Raw genomic sequence first — 18,964 nt, forward strand, 5'->3', positions numbered from 1 at the left:
ACGACTTAAATGGGACGACCTATAGCTTTCGCAGCCAGTCAGCGAGGTTAACGGAAGAGAAGGAAGTGAAAGCTATAAGAGGCCAGTAACTTTAATGATAGAGCGTTCTTAACCGCAGCGTAGAAACATAGTCGATGAATGTCATTTTTTGCAAGTCTCTGGGAAAAAAGACTGTCTTATAAGTGAGATAGCAGAAAATGAGTTTTTACTTTTATTTACATTTTGCTATGTTTTCCAAAAGGCACTGAGAGTGACCCGGGAGCCCGTTAAAAGTGGTGCGCGAAGACTCTCTGCCAGCCAGGGCTGGCAGAGAAGGGCACATCAGGCAGGCTTCGCCTCGGGTGTCCGGCCCGAGAACCACCACAACATCAAGGCTACCAGGGCAATGCAGCCTAATGCGCTAAAGGCAATACTGTAAGAGTAACGGGCCACAATCAGGCCTGTCATGGCTGGGCTCATGGACGCCCCAACGCCCTGCATCAGCATTACCACACTTTGGCCAGCGTTCACGTGCCCACTGCCGCGCAACAGCGACACGATATAGCCCGGCACGGCGACGCCCAGTATCCCGGCCGCAATACCGTCCAGGATTTGTACGGGAACCACGAAAAAGGTCTCCGGAAATTCTGCTGCAATAACCGCGCGCAGTGGCATCATTAACAGTGCGGTCATGATTAAACGGCGATAGCCAATGTGATCGACACGTTTAGAGACAAAGATCGCGACAGGGATCATCACTAACTGGGAAATTACGACCGTTGCGGCAGCATACAGGCCGGGATCCACCGTGTCAGGTCCGGTTGAGGAGGCCACACGCATGCTCAGCATGGGCAACAGCGCAGCGTTAGCCAGATGGAACAGCAGCAGCGTCAATCCGGCCACCAGCAACGCCGGTTTGCGCGCCAGTATCCACAGGCTGAGCGTAGGTTTATCCGACGATTTATCGTCCAGGCCGCGCGCCACATCATGGTCAATATCGTCTGCACGAATAGCCAGGGTGGCGATAGCCGCAAATACCGCCATGACCATCATCAGGATGAACACCGCACCCAGCCCCCATTTCCAGGCGGCAAAACCTGCAAGGACAGCCGCCAGCGTATTACCCGCATGGTTATAGGCTTCGTTGCGTCCCATCTGACGGTTGAACCCTTTTTGCCCGGTCAGGCCAAGCGTTATTCCTGCCACCGTCGGACCGATGAAGGCGGCAGCGATGCCCGCGACGATTTGCGAAATAATCGCCGTCCATGACTGATTGCTGTACCAGAGCAGTAAGGTAGCGACCGTAATCACGACACAACCCGCCAGGATAATAAAGCGTTTGTAACGTGTGGCGTCGGCAACCACACCCGCCGGTAACGTTGAGAGCAGTCCGGCGATACCGCCTGAGGTCATCACCAGGCCTATTTCATCCGGGCTCCAGTGGCGTTCTGTCAAAAAAATGCCTAAAAAGGGCCCAAGGCCGTCTCTGACGTCGGCCAGAAAAAAACTCATCAGGCACAGCGCCTGAAGTGACCGTTGTGACATGTGCTTTTCCCTGTAGCTGATAAGAAGTTGTGGGTAACGACCACATTTCAATGCGTAACGCAATGCATCATGGCAGTAAAAATACTCAGTAACATAACGTTAAAGTTACAAAATGAAAAAATTCACGTTTTGTGTAATTTAGTCTAATGACTGGCTGACTGTGTGAGGGGCACTGAGGCTGCCAGCGGTCAGGCTTTATGCCATAGCGTGCCATCCCCTTATTGATGCGGCACTGTCTTCATCGTTGCCACTGGGGAGGCCTGCGGAGGGAGCAGTGTTGGGTCGTGCAGAATTTCACAATTTTTATCCAGAAGCGATTCGACGGATGCCCGGTTCCCTTTATCCCAGCCTCGTCGCGTCACCAGCATGATAAAGCCGTTTTTTCCTGAAAACGTGGCAGGAACAACGGCAATCCCATATTCCGCCAACTGGGGCGGAGACAGATGAAAATCGCGGGCAACGGATGCAACAGGATAAATGCCCATCACACTGGGCTGCAGGACGCGTCGCGCATAATAAGTGTGCGTTAACAATTTGTCTGGCAGGGGATGCCAGTCATCCTGAATATAAGGGCGTTCAGCCTGTAACTGGCGATAGACATCTTCCCGCAGGCAGGTGAGATGAATATGCAGTTGATTCTGGCTGCGCCCCCAGGCGGAATTGACAGCCATGCCCAGCCTGTCTTCCGGCACCGTTCCGCCATACGCCGCCATTACGCGATAACGCATCAGCCACGCATAACCGAAATAGTCTGTGCGGGTCGTATACGACAATAAGGGGCTTTCGATACCAGATAACAAAAGTGTGGGCACCAGAATAAAATGATACGGATAACGTGGATTTTGAATAACGCTGAAGCCCTGCTGTTCCCCTTTTGCAAGATAGACTTGCTGGCAGGGGGCAGCATAGCCAGTGTACGCGTAGTTCACCCTGCAAACGTCGTTCGTCACCATCCACAACGCATCCTGGCGCGCACATCCTGACAGCGCAAAAGCTATCCCTGCCAGAATACTCAGGCGGCACAGAAGGGGCAGGAGAGGCATCAGACTGCCGCCGGTGTTAACGTGCCGCGTGGCGCCGTGCTATGCATAATCCGAAGTGTTCGCGCTCTGAAATGCCATACCTTATTTGTCCTTACAGGCTTATCCGTTCCACTGGCTACACAATAAATTAGCGACACGCCACAATAAAGGCCACAGCGTGTGTGACAGAAGATCATCCCGCGCGTGTTTCTGCGCTGGCCGTGCCGAACGCCCGTCGGCCGCAGAGGTGAGATCTTTGATCACTTAGCGAATCACCAGCTGTGTCAGTGCGGATAACAAGGCATCTACCTTCGGCAGCAGTTGCTTACGGCGTGGCCAGATGACGCTCAGGGCCAGACCATCAGGCTGTAATTGTGGCAGGATAATCTCCAGTTCGCCTTTAGCTACGGCACTGTTTACCAGCCAGGAGGGCATTTGCGCTATGCCAAGTCCAGCTATGACCGCCTGGAGTTGCGCATCTACATCACCCAATGCCATCCGAAACGGCATATCTCGCCACTGGACATGTCCTTCTTCACGGGGGAATAACCAGGGTTTGGGCGTGTTATCCGCGCGTTCGTAAAGAATGGCCCGATGTTGCATCAGCGCCTGTTCGTCCTGTGGCCGGCCTTCGCGATCCAGCCAGGCTGGCGATGCACAAAACACCATTCTCTCTCGTCCCAGGTAGCGACTGCCCATTGAGGCTGGTAAATCGGCGGATCCGCCAATCCTGACCGCGACATCAATACCTTCGTCGAAGAGATCAATAAAACGATCTGAAAAGCTCACTCTGAGCTCAAGCTCGGGATGCTGCTGGCAAAACGGAATCAGCAACGGCATCACATTCAGGCGACCATACGTATGCGGCACAGCGAGTCGCAGGCGTCCTGACGGAATAATACGTTGTGCTGCCAGAACTGACTCAGCTTCAGCAAGCTCCTCCATGATGCGTATGCAGGTTTGGTAATAGGCGTTACCGGCATCGGTGAGCTGCAGCCTGCGTGTTGTGCGCTCCAGCAGGCGCGAGCCCAGCCGCGCTTCCAGCCGACTGACGCTTTTACTGACGGCGGAGCCGGTGACATGCAGACGTGCTGCCGCAGCAGTAAAACTGCCGCTTTCAACACTGGCAACAAAGGGAACAATATCCTTAAGTCGTTGATCGTGCATGATTGATGAACTCAGGTTGAGAATGCTGTGAATAATTACCAATAATAGGAATTAAATTCTCTATTACGCTTAGCATTACGCAAAACGAGGAGAATTAACATGCAAAAACAGGCTTTGATTGTCGGAATCAGCGGGGTTATCGGGCGAGCGCTGGCTGAAAGGTTAATGAAAGACGGATGGCAGGTCAGCGGATTATCCCGCGGTCGCGGCGCTGTTCCGCAAGGCTGCCACAGTCTGACGGCCGATTTGACCGATCCCGATGCGGTGCGCGCTACCCTGAAAGATACGAAACCCGATGCGGTATTCTTCAGCGTGTGGGCGCGTCAGGACAGCGAAAAAGAGAATATCCGCGTCAATGGCGGGATGATCCGTAATGTCATTGAGGCACTCGGCGAGCGCTTACAGGGGGCGCATGTTGCCCTTGTCACCGGACTGAAGCACTATCTGGGGCCGTTCGAGGCTTACGGTAAAGGTGCGGTGCCGGTTACGCCTTTCCGTGAAGAACAAGGTCGTCAGCCCGTTGATAACTTTTATTACGCGCAGGAAGATGAGGTTTTTGCAGGCGCTGACAAGTACGGCTACCGCTGGAGTGTCCATCGTCCCCATACCATCATTGGCTATGCGCTCGGCAATGCCATGAACATGGGGCAGACGCTGGCCGTTTACGCGACCTTGTGTAAAGAAAAAGGCTGGCCGTTTATCTTCCCGGGCTCACCTGAACAGTGGAACGGCGTTGTGGATATGACCGATGCGGATCTCCTGGCTGAACAACTTGAGTGGGCGGCAACCAGTCCAGACGCGGCCAATCAGGATTTTAACGCTGTCAATGGTGATGTGTTCCGCTGGAACTGGATGTGGCCGAAACTGGCTGAATATTTTGGTATTGAAGCCGCTGCTTATCCGGCAAAAATGATGCCGCTCGATGGCCGTATGCAGGACGCTGCCAGCGTATGGCAGGCCATTGCCGGGCGCGAAAACCTGCGCGAGAGCGACGTCACCCGACTGGCGTCATGGTGGCACACTGACGCCGATCTGGGCCGTCCAATGGAAGCCTTTACCGATATGAGTAAAAGCCGTAAAGCGGGGTTTACCGGCTACCGCAGCACGCTGGATTCATTCATCCAGCTGTTCGATAAGCTGAAGCAGGAAAAAATCATCCCGCAGTAACGGGATTCGGCCCTGTCAGCGCAAGGCCATCGCCGCTGCGCTAAGGGTTATACTTGTAGTCTGACTGACGTGAAATAAGGATCAGGACGATGGCAACGTGTTTTATCATTGGCGCGGCGGGAAAAGTGGGCACTCACCTGACGAAACAGCTCTGCGCCAGACAGCATGCGGTCTCGGCGCTGCACCGTAAACCGGAGCAGGCCGAAGCCATCACCGCTGTGGGCGCGACACCGATCATGGGCGATCTTCAAAAACTCAGTGTTGAGACGCTGGCGCAGAAAATGACCGGTCATGAGGTGGTGATTTTCAGCGCAGGGGCGGGTGGTGCTGGCATTGAACTCACCAATGCTATTGATGGTCAGGGTCTGGCGCTGGCGGTTGCTGCAGCAGAGAAGGCGGGGGTTAACCGTTTTTTGCTGGTGTCGGTTTTTCCGGATGCGGCGCGGGGCGAAAAAACGTCTGAAGGCTTCGAGAACTACATGCATGTGAAGCGGCTGGCGGATGTTCGCCTGGTGGAAAGTCAGCTTGACTGGGTAATCCTGCGTCCCGGGACGTTAACGGATACGGCGGGCAGTGGCACCGTACGAGCCGGTTACGCCATCCCCTACGGAGCGGTTCCACGTGAAGACGTTGCCGCCACGCTGGTGGCGCTCGTTGAAACACCGCAACTGAATCACAAAATCATTGAACTGACCGCAGGTGATGAAAGCATCAGTCACGCTCTGCAACGTTTGCAGCGCTAAAAAAACGGCCCCTGTCAGGGGGCCGTTTTCTGTTACTGCCAGCTTATTTTACACAGCGCGAGCAGTGTTCACGTTCGATATGCTGGAAAAAGTCATTTCCTTTGTCATCGACCAGAATGAAGGCCGGGAAATTTTCTACTTCGATTTTCCAGATTGCTTCCATTCCTAACTCAGCGTATTCCACACACTCCAGGCTCTTGATGCTCTGTTGCGCCAGAACTGCCGCGGGTCCGCCAATACTGCCCAGGTAAAACCCGCCGTGTTTATGACAGGCATCAGTAACCTGCTGGCTGCGGTTGCCTTTTGCCAGCATCACTTTGCTGCCGCCATTTGCCTGCAGAAGGTCAACATAGGAATCCATGCGGCCTGCTGTTGTCGGGCCCAGTGAACCCGATGCATAGCCTTCAGGCGTTTTTGCCGGTCCGGCATAGTATACCGGGTGATCCTTGATGTACTGCGGCAGGCCTTCGCCGTTATCAATACGCTCTTTCAATTTCGCATGCGCAATATCGCGGGCCACGATAATGGTGCCGGTCAGGGACAGACGGGTGGACACCGGATACTCAGAAAGCTGTGCAAGAATCTCATTCATTGGGCGATTCAGGTCAATATGCACCACCTCGCCCTCACCCTGTTTGCGCAGCGCTTCAGGAATATAGCGTCCAGGATTGGCTTCCAGCTTCTCAATCCAGATACCGTCGCGGTTGATTTTGGCTTTGATATTGCGGTCAGCGGAGCAGGAGACGCCCATACCGACGGGGCAGGATGCGCCGTGGCGTGGCAGACGGATAACGCGGATATCGTGGGCGAAATATTTTCCGCCAAACTGTGCGCCCAGCCCTAACTGCTGTGCGGCTTCCAGTAATTCCTGTTCCAGCTGAACATCGCGGAATGCCTGGCCATGCTCGTTGCCTTCTGTTGGCAAGCCATCGTAGTAGTGCGTTGACGCCAGCTTCACGGTTTTCAGCGTGCTTTCAGCAGAGGTACCGCCAATGACAAAGGCGATATGGTAAGGCGGACAGGCGGCGGTGCCCAGGGTGCGCATTTTATCGACAAGATAATTCTTCAGCTTACCCGGGCTGAGCAGGGCTTTGGTTTCCTGGTACAGATAGGTTTTGTTGGCTGAACCGCCCCCTTTGGCGATGCAGAGAAATTTGTATTCGTCACCATCCACGCTGTAGAGATCGATCTGGGCGGGCAGGTTAGTCCCGGTGTTGACCTCTTTATACATGTCCAGCGCCGCGTTCTGTGAGTAACGCAGATTGTCTTCGATATAGGTATTGTAAATCCCCTTTGACAGGGCGGCCTCATCACCTCCACCTGTCCACACGCGCTGACCTTTTTTCCCCATAATGATGGCTGTACCGGTGTCCTGGCAGGTTGGCAGCACACCTTTGGCCGCGATTTCTGAATTGCGCAGGAACTGGAGTGCCACATACTTGTCGTTATCGCTGGCTTCAGGATCGTCAAGAATAGAGGCCACCTGCTGCTGGTGGGCCGGGCGCAACATAAAGGAAGCATCATGAAAAGCCTGTTGCGCGAGTAAGGTTAACGCCTGAGGTTCTACTTTCAGCACCTCCTGCCCGTCAAATTCAGCAACGGAAACATAGTCAGGGCTGAGCAGGTAGTATTCGGTATCCTCGTGGGTAAGAGGGAAGGGGTTCTGATAATAAAAAGGTTTGTTCGACATGGTATCTCACTTAATGACGTGCTGGCTCCTTTTGAGACAGGCTGACAGGAGCAACATCACAGGCGAATTCGTTGTTTATTATGCTTGCCAGCCGTAAGCGCAGGCTGGCAAGTAATGGCATGTTATCGTATGACGCGCTGGATTGCACAGGGCGCGGTCAGAACATCCACACCATCCAGGGATAAGCAATCAGCATCATTGCAATCAGGAAGATAGCGCCGAAGATAGTTCCCAGTCGCCAGTAATCCTTAGTGGGTAAGTAGCCGCTGCCGTAATAAATAGGGCTTGGACCTGTACCGTAAGGTGTGATGATGCCCATCACGCCCAGAGAGGTACACAGCATCAGACAGAACACGGGCATATTGATGCCAGGAATCGAGGCGGCAATCGTCAACATGGCAGGCAGTAACGCCGTTGTGTGCGCGGTGGTACTGGCGAACAGGTAATGCAGCAGGAAAAAGGCAATTAACAACACGACCGCCGAGATCTGTGGATCATAGCCTTGCAGTAATATTCCTCCTTCTTTACCCAGCCAGGCGATAAAGCCCACTCTGGCCAGACCGTCAGCCAGGGCTACCAGCGTGGCAAACCAGGCAAAAGTGTTCCAGGCCGCTTTGTTGCTGGTGATATCATTCCAGTTAAGCACACCAGTCCACAGCATCAGGATGATGACTAACAGTGCCGCCATGGCCGGTTCGATCCAGGCAGTAGCAAAAATCCACATCAACAGTGCACAGACCACAAACACCAGTAACAGGATTTCATTGCGGGTCAGTTTACCCAGTTTTTCAAGCTCTGCCATCGCCCAGCGTGGCACCTCATCATTCACTTTGACTTCAGGTGGATAGAACCAGTAAGCCAGCAGCGGCATGGTCAGAATCAGCAGCAGACCTAAAGGAATAAAGGCAAGAAACCACATTCCCCAGGAAATATCGAAGCCAATGACGCTTTTGACTAAAGCAAGGGCTAACAGATTCGGCGCCAGTGCAGACAGGAACATGGAGCTGGTAATACAGGCCGCCGTGATGGCAACCCACATTAAGTAGGATCCGATTTTGCGCGCGCTGGGATCGTTGGGTTTAGAGCCATACAGCGGTGGCAGGTTGGCGATAATCGGGTAGATGGTACCGCCACTGCGCGCGGTGTTAGACGGAGTAAAGGGTGCTAAAAGCAGGTCAGCAAAAGTGATGGCATAACCTAATGTTAAGCTGCGGCGGCCCAGATATTTCACCAGAATCAGGGCCAGACGACGACCAAACTGCGTTTTATCGTAGCCAGCAGCAAACATGAATGCGCCAAAGATCAGCCACACGGTTGAATTACCAAAGCCGCTGACGGCCCATTTAAAGGACTCCGTTGCGAGTTTAAATGTCGGATTGGCCAGTTCTGTCGGACTAAACAGCAAAAACTGACTGAAGAGGGCGATGACTACGACGCCTGTCAGACCAATTACGGCACCGGGCAGCGGCTCAAAAATCAAGCCTACAATCACCCCAACAAAGATGGCGAAGAAATGCCATGCATAAGGTTCAAGACCGGACGGTACGGGGACGAGTAATAAAAGCACTGCGACGATGACAGGCAGGGCTAGCATCAGTGCTTTATTTTTTTTGCCCGCAGCTGCAGGGGCTGCTTTAGGGGGCTCTTTCATGTTTGAGAGTGTTTTCATAGTGTTTTTCTACGAGTTAAGGATAATACGATTAACGCCCCGGCGAATTCTTCAAGACATTTTATTTATTCTACATTATAAGAATAACCCGTGGTGTTTTATATTCTTTTAACGTTTCTACTCGTGCGATGCAGAAAATTTAAGAAACCATGTGAATATGATGCGACTTCTGGAAAATAAAATTTTGATCTGGATCAAACAAGTTAAATTGTATTTTTTATGTTTTAACAAATTAAACGATAATCAATGAGGAACAGGTGAGTAAGATAGCATTGAATACTTTTTGCAACCACATCAGGAAGAAAAAACACAGAGCGTTAATTTTAACTTATTGTTTTTATTGTGTTTATTTTACTGCTGTTTCACTATTGCTTTTTGGTAACTATTGATTAACAATAACCATACATCACGAAATCACTCCAATCAAACAAAAAGTCTAAAGATATTTAAAAGTTAAATAATTAAAATTATATCTTATGAAACTAAATTAACTGATATATTATAAGCATGACATCGGACCACTTAAATTAAATTAAAAACGTCCAGAAAGAATTCCCGGTTTTTGATATTTTGGAGTTAATCGCAATGAATACACTCACCCCAATTCTTAATCCCCTCACCTTGCCGCGTGGTGCAGTTTTAAAAAATCGTCTGATCATGGCACCAATGACAACCTGTACCGGATTTTATGATGGTACGGTGACCAGCGAGTTGGTTGAATATTACCGTGCACGTGCGGGCAGTATCGGAACAGTGATTGTTGAGTGCTGCTTTATCGATCCAAAAGGCCCGGCTTTTCCGGGTGCGATCGCCATCGACAGCGACAACAAAATACCCGGCTTAAAACGCATCGCTGACGCCATCAAGGAAAAAGGATCCACCGCGATTCTTCAAATCTATCACGGCGGACGCATGGTTGAGCCTGAACTGATTGGCGGTAAAACCCCTGTCGCGCCCAGCGCAATTGCGGCACCCCGTGAAGGGGCAACGACGCCCCGCGCCTTAACGGCAGAAGAAGTGGATACCATGATCACCAAATTTGGTGATGCCGTTAACCGCGCCATCAAAGCGGGTTTCGATGGCGTAGAAATCCATGGCGCTAACACCTATCTTATTCAGCAATTCTACTCACCTAACTCAAATCAGCGTGAAGACAAATGGGGCGGCAGTCGTGATAACCGCGCCCGCTTCCCGCTGGAAGTGCTGGATATCACGCATAAGATGGCCGAGCGCTTTGCGCATAACTCGTTCATCATCGGTTATCGTTTTTCGCCTGAAGAACTCGAAGTGCCCGGCATCCGCTTTGACGACACAATGTACTTACTGGAGAAACTTGCAGCACGGGGCCTGGATTATGTGCACTTCTCTGTCGGGCAGTTGATGCGCCCATCCATCGTGGATACCACCGATCCTACACCGCTTATTGAGAAGTTTATTGCCATGCGGTCAGAAACCCTGGCGAAGGTCCCGGTAATAGGTGTCGGCGGCGTGGTTAACAAAGAGGATGCAGAAAAGGCACTGGAAAAAGGCTATGACCTGGTCGCCGTCGGTAAAGCCTGCATCGCTTATCCAGACTGGACTGACCGCATCATCAATAACGAGCACCTTGAACTCTATATCGACAGCAACAAACGTGAAGCTTTACTCATCCCCGAGCCTCTGTGGCGTTTCTCACTGGTTGACGCCATGATTCGTGACATGAGCGAAACCGGTCGTAAATACAAAGCGGGCGTTTATCAGGAGAAAGTTGAGGCTGAAGCACTGAAGCTGAAAATCAACGTTACGCTGGATACCGATCGTATTACCGATATTTCCCTGGTTCCTGATGACACGCTGGATGTGGACTTCACCACCACGTTTGAAAGTCTGCGTAATCGTATTCTGGTGGCAAACAGCCCACATGTTGACGCGATTACCGGTGCGACGACACAGAGTGAAGCGCTGAAAAAAGCGGTCTCACGCGCAATGACCACATCGAACAAAGCACACGTCATTGAAGAGGGCGGCAATCCCAACGCGCCACAGCAGTATGACGTTGTGGTTGTTGGCAGTGGTGGTGCAGGGCTGGCCGCCGCCATTCAGGCCCACGATGAAGGCGCTAAAGTGGTGGTCATTGAGAAGATGCCGACCATTGGCGGCAACACCATTAAAGCCTCTGTCGGGATGAACGCCGCAGAAACGCGTTTTCAGAAGCTGAAAGGGATTCAGGACAGCAAGGAGCTGTTTTATGAAGAAACCCTCAAAGGCGGTAAATTTAAAAATAATCCCGCGCTGTTGCGTGAGTTTGTTGACTTAGCGCCGGAAGCCATCGACTGGCTGGCAGATCACGGCATTGAGCTTAACGATATCACTATCACAGGCGGTATGAGTATCGACCGTACGCATCGCCCTGCAGACCGCTCCGCTGTCGGCGGCTTCCTGATTAGTGGTCTGGTGAAAAATATCAACAGCCGTAATATCGACGTGCTGCTTGAAACCGCAGTTGAAGAGATCCTGTTTGAAAATGGCGCGGTCAGCGGCGTGAAGGTGGTGGATGAATACAATGACAGCCGTATTCTGAACGCAAAAAGCGTGATTGTGGCGACAGGCGGTTTCAGTGCTAACCGGGAAATGGTGGTGAAATATCGCCCGGAACTGGATGGTTTTGTCACCACCAACCATAAAGGCGCTACCGGTGCAGGCATTGCAATGCTGCAAAAAATTGGGGCGGATACAGTCGATATGGGCGAGATTCAGATTCACCCGACAGTCGAGCAGACGACATCTTACCTGGTCTCAGAATCGATTCGCGGTGGCGGGGCGATCCTGGTCAGCCAGGCAGGCCAGCGCTTCTACAACGAAATGGAAACTCGCGATAAAGTTTCGGCGCAGATTATTGCGCTGCCAGAAAAAAGTGCCTGGATTATCTTTGACGAGCAGGTCCGTATGAACAACAAGGCCGCTGATGAATATATTGCGAAAGGCTTTGTGATCAGCGCCCCGAGCGTAGCGGAGCTGGCGGTTAAGCTGAATATGGAACACCGTACGCTGGAAGAGACACTGCAACGCTACAACGGTTTTGTGATTAAACAGAAAGACGAGGATTTTGGCCGTCAAACCGCGCTGCGTCATCCGTTAAGCGAAGGGCCTTTCTATGCCATTCGCATCGCGCCCGGCGTCCATCACACAATGGGCGGCGTGACTATCAACACGGCGACTGCAGTACTGGACACCAATAAGCAGGTTATTAACGGTGCCTGGGCTTGTGGTGAGGTCGTCGGTGGTATCCACGGTGCAAACCGTATCGGTGGAAACGCGGTTGCCGATATCATCATCTTTGGTATTCTTGCTGGCGCAAACGCAGCGGCTTTTGCCAAACGCTAAGCCGTGATATCCGGCATCCGTATAACATCGGATGCCGGTTCTTCTTTCTCCCCGAGTCCTGTCGCTTATGCAAACTGATTCACACGTGTACGCCTATTCCGCCGTCCTGATGGGCTCGCCCATTCTGCTTAAGCTGTATGAGCATAATGAGGCGCTGGCAGGTCAGGTTTTTCGCTTGATCAAACAGTATGAGAATGTGCTTACCGTCAATCGCGAGCACTCCGAAGTGATGGCGATTAATCATGCGGCCGGTCAGCGTCCCGTCAGCGTCAGCCAGCCCGTGTTTACGCTAATCGAGCGTGCACTTGCGGTCAGCCTGCTGCCTGAAAGTAGTTTTAATCTGGCCATCGGACCGCTGGTCAAATGCTGGAAGATCGGCTTTCAGGGGAAAAGCGTGCCGGCGCGGGCAGAGATACAGGCAAAACTCGCTTTAACCCATCCTGAGAACATTGAACTTGATGCGGCGAACCGTTCGGTCTTTCTGAAGCAAGCGGGCATGGAGATTGATCTGGGTGCGATTGCCAAGGGCTATATTGCCGATCGGGTGCAGGCATTTTTACATGAGCAGGGTGTGGACAGCGCGCTCATCAATCTTGGCGGCAATGTGCAAACGCTCGGCGCGCCGCCTGATGCACCGCAGGAAGGCTGGGCAATTGGTTTAAAAAAACCCTTTGCCGCTTCGGACGCGCTGCTTGGGGTGATTAACGTAACGAATAAATCCGTAGTGACTTCCGGGATTTACGAACGTTACTTTGAACAGGAAGGGGTCTGCTACCACCATATCCTGGACAGGCATACCGGCTATCCGCTGGATAACCCGCTACTCAGCGTAACCATCGTTTCAGATCACTCAATTGATGGGGATATTTTTACCACGCTGATCTATGGCATGGGCATTGAAAAGGGGAGCGACTATCTGAAAGCCTATCCCGGCATAGAGGCTATCTTCGTGACGCGCGACAAACGCATCATCTGCTCGTCACAACGTCACTTTGATTTTACATTGCTGGATCACAGCTTCCGCTACATCACTGGCAGTACTGACGTAAAAGTGCGTGATACTCAGGCTGGAGACGGTAACGATAAACCGGACGACCTGTCACACCGTAATGAATGCTCGTAAATAAAATATTGCTTTGCGCCAGCCAAATCAGGTATTTGCGGCAAGATACACGAGAAATATTGACCTCCGTTGCCAGCTCATCGGTGGAAAATTCCGTTCCGGGATGCGCATCAATCCACAGGCAAAGCGTACGCAGTGTTTGCGGTGTCAGTCCTTTAGGCAGACGTTTTGTCTCGTTGGCGTTCGCCGGGTTGCCGTGCAGCAACTGGTCGACATCAGATTGTTGATAAAACTGATGATTATCCATGAGCCGTTTTTTTTGTCGCCAGCCGGTCAATGCTTCTTCAAAGCGCGAAAACTGAAACGGTTTAATCAGGTAATCCACAACACCATAATTCAGCGAGGTTTTGATGGTTGCCGCATCCGCTGCTGACGAGATGATAATCACGTCAATCGGACGACCTGCGCTGCGCAGCTCCGGCAGCAAATCCAGTCCGTTTTCCTGCTGCATATAGATATCCAGCAAAATAAGATCAACGGCCGGATCGGTCTGCAACAGGCGTTCTTTGGCTTGCAGTAACGTGGACGCAGTGCCACAACAGGTAAAACCGTCTATCTGACCGATGTAGCATCGGTTCAGCTCGGCCACCATGGCATCATCGTCTACAACTAACACATTGATCATTCGTTAATATTTCCTCTTTCCCACGGAAGCTGTACTAAAAACTGCGTGTACACGCCTGGCTCGGATTCGACGCTGACGTTACCGCCCAGACTTTCCGTTTGTTGCTTGAGTAAAAACAGTCCAACGCCACGATCTTCACCTTTGGTGGAAACGCCACGTTCGAAAATGGTTGCCAGCTGATCGGCAGGAATGCCGGGACCATCGTCGCTGACCTCACATGACAACCAGCCGTTTTGGTAGTGCAGCATGACGTGAATTTCACCGTCCATATCCGGGTCAAGCGCCTCAAGGGCGTTTTCGATCAGGTTACCCAGCACCGTTATTAATGCGGCAATTTGCTGTTCACTGCCGCTGTCTGGCAGGTAGCTGGCTTCGCTCAGGATTAGCTGATGGCCTTCATCCGTCACACGATTAATTTTGCTTAACAGGAAACCCGCAATGACCGGTGATTTAATCTTCTGCAACAGCGAACCGATTTCGGTCTGGTAGTTATTGGCCGTTTTAAGGATGTACTCTTCCATCTGCGCATAGTTTTTCATGTGCAGCAGCCCAAGAATCACGTGCAGTTTGTTCATGAATTCATGGGAACGTTCACGCAGCGCATCCACATAGTTTACCATGCCGTCGAGACGCTGCATTAGCTGACTGATCTCTGTCTTGTCCCTGAAGGTGCTCACCGCGCCAATGATACTGCTGCGACTACGCACGGGTACGGTGTTGCTGATCAGTATTTTGCCGCGCACGTTAAGTTCTTCATCATATGCGGCTTTGCCTTCATGCAACGCATCACGCAGATGGGTCAGCATTTGCGCATTTTCCGGTACGCGATCGCCACTCAGAAAGGCTTCACGCGTCGTCTCTTTCAATAATTGTGACGCTGCCTGATTGATCAGGCTGACGCGGGACTGATCGTCGACGGCAATGACGCCTTCCTTAATCGAATCCAGGATAGCCTGACGCTCTTCAAACAAACTGGAGATTTCGTATGGCTCTAACCCCAGCAAAATGTGCTTCAGGCGTTTTACTAATATGAAAATGCCCAGCATGCCGACCAACGCGCCTAATAATACCGTCCAGAAGATATTCCAGCGGCTTTTTGTGACTTGCGCGGCAACGTCATTCACTGAGATGCCAATAGCCACAACGCCGATTTGCTGGTGTCTGGCATTAAACACGGGTGTAAACACTCGGAGTGCTTCGACCAGAACGCCATGATTAACCGCAACGTTCTCATGACCCTGTAAAGCAGGGTTAATATCCTCACCGACAAAATGTTGGTTAACCGCATCAGGATTCGGATGCGAAAACCGAATACCGCGCATATCTGTTACCACGACAAACAGCAAATCATTACGTTTACGCGTTGCCTGGGCGATAGGCTGAATGATCTTGCTGCCATCAGGCTGGGTCAGCGCCTGCTGGATTTCCGGGCTGTCAGCCAGCGTTCGCGCCACGGCCAGGGCCTTATCTTTCACATGCGCACGTGTGAAGTTATCAATCTGCACATAGTAAAGCAGATGTACGCTTAACAAGACGGTCATCAACACAGCAGCCATCATCAGAGACGAGAGCGTGCTGAGTTTCATGGGGCGTTTTTTAGACGAACGGTGGGGCCGGGAGTCATTCATAGTGAGTATCAGCAATAGTAAGGTTCGCGATGCAACATACGCGAAGTCGTACCACCAGTACAGTTTCATGGCCAGCGATCATCAGTTTAAAAAAACTCACCACACAGGCAGGACTGATTCAGGTCAATGCTGCTCCCCAAAAGTAAAGCTATCGTGCGTCATTGCGCGTGTTTTCCGTGCTTATCCCCCAGAGGCTTCTTATTGCCACAATGAAATGTCAGCTTGTTATTCTGGAGTCAGGGTTGATGAAGAAGAAGAACGGCACACCAATGCCTCACGATGCAACGTTTCGACAATTTCTCTCGCAGCCCGAGATTGCACGTGACTTTATGGAATTGCATCTTCCCGCCGAATTACGTGCTATTTGTGATCTGAATACATTGAAACTGGAATCCGGCTCTTTTGTGGAAGACGACCTTCGCCAGTATTTCAGTGATGTTCTCTACAGTCTGAAAACGACACGAGACGAGGAGGGCTATATCCATGTACTGATCGAACATCAGTCCTCCCCGAATAAACTGATGGCTTTCAGATTACTGCGATACGCGGTGGCGGCCATGCAACGTCACCTTGAAGCCGGCCACAAAAGCCTGCCGCTGGTGATTCCTGTCCTCTTCTATACCGGGAAACGTAGCCCCTATCCCTACTCGACCCGTTGGCTTGATGCATTCAGCGATCCCGTACTGGCAGCCCGACTCTATGCCGAACCCTTCCCGCTGGTGGATGTCACCGTGATTCCTGATGAAGAAATTGCGGGTCATCGCAGTATGGCCGCGCTGACACTGCTCCAGAAGCATATCCACCAGCGTGATTTTGCGGAGCTGATGGATACGCTTGTCCCGGTATTGCTGGCAGGCTATCTTTCTTCATCACAAGTCATATCATTGATACACTACATTGTGCAGACAGGGGAAACTTCGGATGCCGAAGCCCTGGTCAGAGAACTGGCACAACGTGTGCCGCAACATGGAGACGAACTAATGACCATCGCGCAGCAGCTCGAACAAAAAGGCATCGAAAAGGGCATGGAGAAAGGTATCGAAAAGGGCATTCAGCTGGGACGTGAAGCGGGTCGTTCTGAAGGGGAACGTGAAGCCACGCTGAAAATTGCCCGTACTATGTTGCAAAACGGCCTGGATAACGAGACGGTAATGAAAATGACGGGTCTTAATGCGGATGATCTGGCGCAGATCCGTCACTGAGGATCCCCTTGACCGGTCAGTGATAAAGAGCCGCTGTTATCACCGTTGAAAGACTCACTATCCGTAATATCTTATCTTGAACGGCGCGCTTTCCTCTTTGTGTTTTAGCCTTCCTGCGAGTAAAAGCTGTCGCATCATTTCTCATCACCGCGCGCTGAAAATATTTGCCTTAGGGCATTGTATATTGCAAAACGCCCCTTTATTGTGTGGTTAAAATATATCGATAATGAAGTTAACCTTTTGTAACTAAATTAATCGAAATAAAGAAGCTTTTAATTTTTTAACTATTTTCACATTAACTACGCAATAACAATATTTTAAACTTTCGGGACTTTTTTTAACTACTTCTCCACGTTAATTGTAGATTCCGAATGATTAAATCAACTAAATTCGTACCTGCACTTTCGCTTGCAGCGTTACTCGTTTCTTCAGTCACCCATGCTGAAAATTCACCAGAAAAAACAGACGTTCTGCTGATCGGCGGCGGTATCATGAGTGCTTCTCTGGGCACCCTGCTGGAAGAGCTACAACCGGGCTGGAAACAGATCATGGTTGAGAAGCTTGATGGTGTGGCACTTGAATCCTCGAATGGCTGGAATAATGCCGGTACCGGCCACTCCGCCAATATGGAACTGAACTACACGCCTGAGCGTGCTGATGGTTCTATTGACGTGACCAAAGCGCTGGAAATTAACGAAGCCTTCATGATCTCCCGCCAGTTCTGGAGTTCTCAGGTGAAAGACGGCGTGTTAAATAACCCGCGTTCATTTATCAACTCTACGCCGCATATGAGTTTTGTATGGGGCGATAATGTGGATTATCTGACTAAGCGCTACGCGGCGTTGCAGAAAACCGTCCTGTTCCAGGGTATGCAGTTCTCCACCGATCACAAACAGATTGCGCAGTGGGCACCTCTGGTGATGGAAGGTCGCGACCCTCAACAAAAAGTGGCAGCAACCTGGACGCCTGTCGGGACCGACGTTAACTACGGTGAAATTACCCGTCAGTTGATTGGTAGCCTGAAGAAACATGATAATTTCCGTCTGGAAACGTCTTCTGAAGTCACCGACTTCAAACGTAACAGCGATAACTCCTGGCACGTGACCATCAAAGATGCCAAAAATGGCGGCGAACGCACGGTAGACGCAAAATATGTGTTCATCGGCGCGGGTGGCGGTGCGCTGAAGTTACTGCAAAAAACCGGCATTCCCGAAGCGGATAATTATGCAGGTTTCCCGGTTGGCGGCTCATTCCTGGTCACCAAAAACCCGCAGATTGCTGAGCGTCATTTAGCCAAAGTTTACGGTCAGGCTTCTGTGGGTGCGCCACCGATGTCCGTTCCACATCTTGATACACGCTACTTCGATGGCAAACGTGTCGTGTTGTTTGGACCTTTCGCCACGTTCTCAACCAAGTTCCTGAAAAACGGTTCGCTGTTTGACTTGCTGAGCTCGACGACGACTCACAACTTTATGCCAATGACCCATGTGGGCCTGGATAACTTCGATCTGGTGAAATACCTGATTGGTCAGGTCATGTTGAGCGATGATGACCGCTTTGCTGCGCTGAGAGAATACTATCCTGATGCGAAGAAAGAAGACTGGACGCTGATCCAGGCCGGTCAACGTGTACAGATCATCAAGAAAGATGCAGAGAAAGGTGGCGTGCTGAAACTCGGTACAGAAATCGTGACCGATCAGCAGAAAACCGTTGCTGCACTGCTGGGCGCATCGCCAGGCGCATCAACCGCTGCACCTATTGCGATTAACGTTATGCAGAAACTGTTCCCGGAGCAATTCAAGTCTGCGGAATGGCAGGAAAAAATCCGTAAAATTGTTCCTGCTTACGGTCAGAAACTGAACGACAATCCTGCACTGACACAGCAGGTGTGGGATGAAACGGCTGCAACGCTGCAGCTGACGAAGCCACCGGTTATTAACATGGGCACTAAGCCTGCTGAAGCTCCCGCGGCGAAAAGTGATAAAACACCTGAACCAGCGAAGCACGATATGGCGCTGTAATGCCATAATATGAAAAAGCC

13 protein-coding genes are annotated in these 18,964 nt (G+C 51.4%); 6 read left to right on the top strand and 7 right to left on the bottom strand.

Features of this window, described 5'->3' with window-relative positions:
- Positions 1-321: 321 nt before the first annotated feature.
- From GC090_RS20845 to GC090_RS20855, 3 genes are all read right to left on the bottom strand, one after another.
- On the bottom strand, positions 322-1,524 hold the full coding sequence (locus GC090_RS20845; RefSeq protein ID WP_039339306.1) for an MFS transporter: 1,203 nt from the start codon (positions 1,522-1,524) through the stop codon (positions 322-324).
- A gap of 218 nt (positions 1,525-1,742) precedes the next feature.
- A complete protein-coding gene (locus GC090_RS20850) occupies positions 1,743-2,567 on the bottom strand; it encodes a CDP-diacylglycerol pyrophosphatase (protein ID WP_162286582.1) in 825 nt (274 codons plus the stop codon).
- Between the two features lie 243 nt (positions 2,568-2,810).
- The gene (locus GC090_RS20855) at positions 2,811-3,713 is read right to left on the bottom strand and encodes a LysR family transcriptional regulator (RefSeq protein ID WP_006122064.1); all 903 of its coding nucleotides are present in this window, start codon (positions 3,711-3,713) and stop codon (positions 2,811-2,813) included.
- A 99-nt stretch (positions 3,714-3,812) separates the two neighbouring features.
- On the opposite strand from GC090_RS20855, the gene GC090_RS20860 reads away from it, so the two are divergent.
- Together GC090_RS20860 and GC090_RS20865 are read left to right on the top strand one after the other, a co-directional pair.
- Complete coding sequence (locus GC090_RS20860) at positions 3,813-4,880, top strand: SDR family oxidoreductase (protein WP_058708863.1); 1,068 nt, start codon at positions 3,813-3,815, stop codon at positions 4,878-4,880.
- 89 nt (positions 4,881-4,969) lie between these two features.
- Complete coding sequence (locus GC090_RS20865) at positions 4,970-5,623, top strand: SDR family oxidoreductase (protein ID WP_039339312.1); 654 nt, start codon at positions 4,970-4,972, stop codon at positions 5,621-5,623.
- Positions 5,624-5,666: 43 nt separating this feature from the next.
- Here the strand turns inward: GC090_RS20865 and fumA are convergent, their stop codons facing one another.
- Both fumA and GC090_RS20875 read right to left on the bottom strand, forming a co-directional pair.
- Positions 5,667-7,313 carry a class I fumarate hydratase FumA gene (fumA, locus tag GC090_RS20870; protein ID WP_006122067.1) on the bottom strand — a complete coding sequence of 549 codons (1,647 nt, stop codon included), beginning with the start codon at positions 7,311-7,313 and terminating at the stop codon, positions 5,667-5,669.
- 157 nt (positions 7,314-7,470) lie between these two features.
- Positions 7,471-8,982, bottom strand: coding sequence for a DASS family sodium-coupled anion symporter (locus GC090_RS20875; protein ID WP_039339314.1), 1,512 nt, complete (start codon positions 8,980-8,982; stop codon positions 7,471-7,473).
- A 585-nt stretch (positions 8,983-9,567) separates the two neighbouring features.
- Between GC090_RS20875 and GC090_RS20880 the strand changes: the two genes are divergently transcribed.
- Entirely contained in the window at positions 9,568-12,345 is a 2,778-nt protein-coding gene (locus GC090_RS20880; protein ID WP_006122069.1) for an NADH-dependent fumarate reductase, read from the top strand.
- Between the two features lie 67 nt (positions 12,346-12,412).
- Positions 12,413-13,468, top strand: a complete 1,056-nt coding sequence (locus tag GC090_RS20885) for an FAD:protein FMN transferase (RefSeq protein WP_324021642.1) — start codon at positions 12,413-12,415, stop codon at positions 13,466-13,468.
- Here the strand turns inward: GC090_RS20885 and dcuR are convergent.
- Both dcuR and GC090_RS20895 read right to left on the bottom strand, forming a co-directional pair.
- On the bottom strand, positions 13,374-14,093 hold the full coding sequence (gene dcuR / locus GC090_RS20890; protein WP_006122071.1) for a two-component system response regulator DcuR: 720 nt from the start codon (positions 14,091-14,093) through the stop codon (positions 13,374-13,376). The genes GC090_RS20885 and dcuR overlap by 95 nt on opposite strands.
- A complete protein-coding gene (locus tag GC090_RS20895; protein ID WP_058702581.1) occupies positions 14,090-15,679 on the bottom strand; it encodes a sensor histidine kinase in 1,590 nt (529 codons plus the stop codon). The genes dcuR and GC090_RS20895 overlap by 4 nt, the downstream gene beginning before the upstream one ends.
- A 287-nt stretch (positions 15,680-15,966) precedes the next feature.
- On the opposite strand from GC090_RS20895, the gene GC090_RS20900 reads away from it, so the two are divergent.
- Positions 15,967-16,923 carry an Rpn family recombination-promoting nuclease/putative transposase gene (locus tag GC090_RS20900; protein ID WP_324021644.1) on the top strand — a complete coding sequence of 319 codons (957 nt, stop codon included), beginning with the start codon at positions 15,967-15,969 and terminating at the stop codon, positions 16,921-16,923.
- Positions 16,924-17,294: 371 nt separating this feature from the next.
- Positions 17,295-18,944 carry a malate dehydrogenase (quinone) gene (gene mqo, locus GC090_RS20905; protein WP_006122074.1) on the top strand — a complete coding sequence of 550 codons (1,650 nt, stop codon included), beginning with the start codon at positions 17,295-17,297 and terminating at the stop codon, positions 18,942-18,944.
- The last annotated feature ends 20 nt before the right edge of the window (positions 18,945-18,964 follow it).

The organism is Pantoea sp. JZ29 (assembly GCF_035190385.1).
GTDB classification, from domain to species: domain Bacteria; phylum Pseudomonadota; class Gammaproteobacteria; order Enterobacterales; family Enterobacteriaceae; genus Pantoea; species Pantoea stewartii.

Bases quoted from the DNA above. Each gene is read 5' to 3' on its own strand.
- GC090_RS20845 (WP_039339306.1), bottom strand. From the start codon at position 1,524: ATGTCACAACGGTCACTTCAGGCGCTGTGCCTGATGAGTTTTTTTCTG.
- GC090_RS20850 (WP_162286582.1), bottom strand. From the start codon at position 2,567: ATGCCTCTCCTGCCCCTTCTGTGCCGCCTGAGTATTCTGGCAGGGATA.
- GC090_RS20855 (WP_006122064.1), bottom strand. From the start codon at position 3,713: ATGCACGATCAACGACTTAAGGATATTGTTCCCTTTGTTGCCAGTGTT.
- GC090_RS20860 (WP_058708863.1), top strand. From the start codon at position 3,813: ATGCAAAAACAGGCTTTGATTGTCGGAATCAGCGGGGTTATCGGGCGA.
- GC090_RS20865 (WP_039339312.1), top strand. From the start codon at position 4,970: ATGGCAACGTGTTTTATCATTGGCGCGGCGGGAAAAGTGGGCACTCAC.
- fumA (WP_006122067.1), bottom strand. From the start codon at position 7,313: ATGTCGAACAAACCTTTTTATTATCAGAACCCCTTCCCTCTTACCCAC.
- GC090_RS20875 (WP_039339314.1), bottom strand. From the start codon at position 8,982: ATGAAAACACTCTCAAACATGAAAGAGCCCCCTAAAGCAGCCCCTGCA.
- GC090_RS20880 (WP_006122069.1), top strand. From the start codon at position 9,568: ATGAATACACTCACCCCAATTCTTAATCCCCTCACCTTGCCGCGTGGT.
- GC090_RS20885 (WP_324021642.1), top strand. From the start codon at position 12,413: ATGCAAACTGATTCACACGTGTACGCCTATTCCGCCGTCCTGATGGGC.
- dcuR (WP_006122071.1), bottom strand. From the start codon at position 14,093: ATGATCAATGTGTTAGTTGTAGACGATGATGCCATGGTGGCCGAGCTG.
- GC090_RS20895 (WP_058702581.1), bottom strand. From the start codon at position 15,679: ATGAAACTCAGCACGCTCTCGTCTCTGATGATGGCTGCTGTGTTGATG.
- GC090_RS20900 (WP_324021644.1), top strand. From the start codon at position 15,967: ATGAAGAAGAAGAACGGCACACCAATGCCTCACGATGCAACGTTTCGA.
- mqo (WP_006122074.1), top strand. From the start codon at position 17,295: ATGATTAAATCAACTAAATTCGTACCTGCACTTTCGCTTGCAGCGTTA.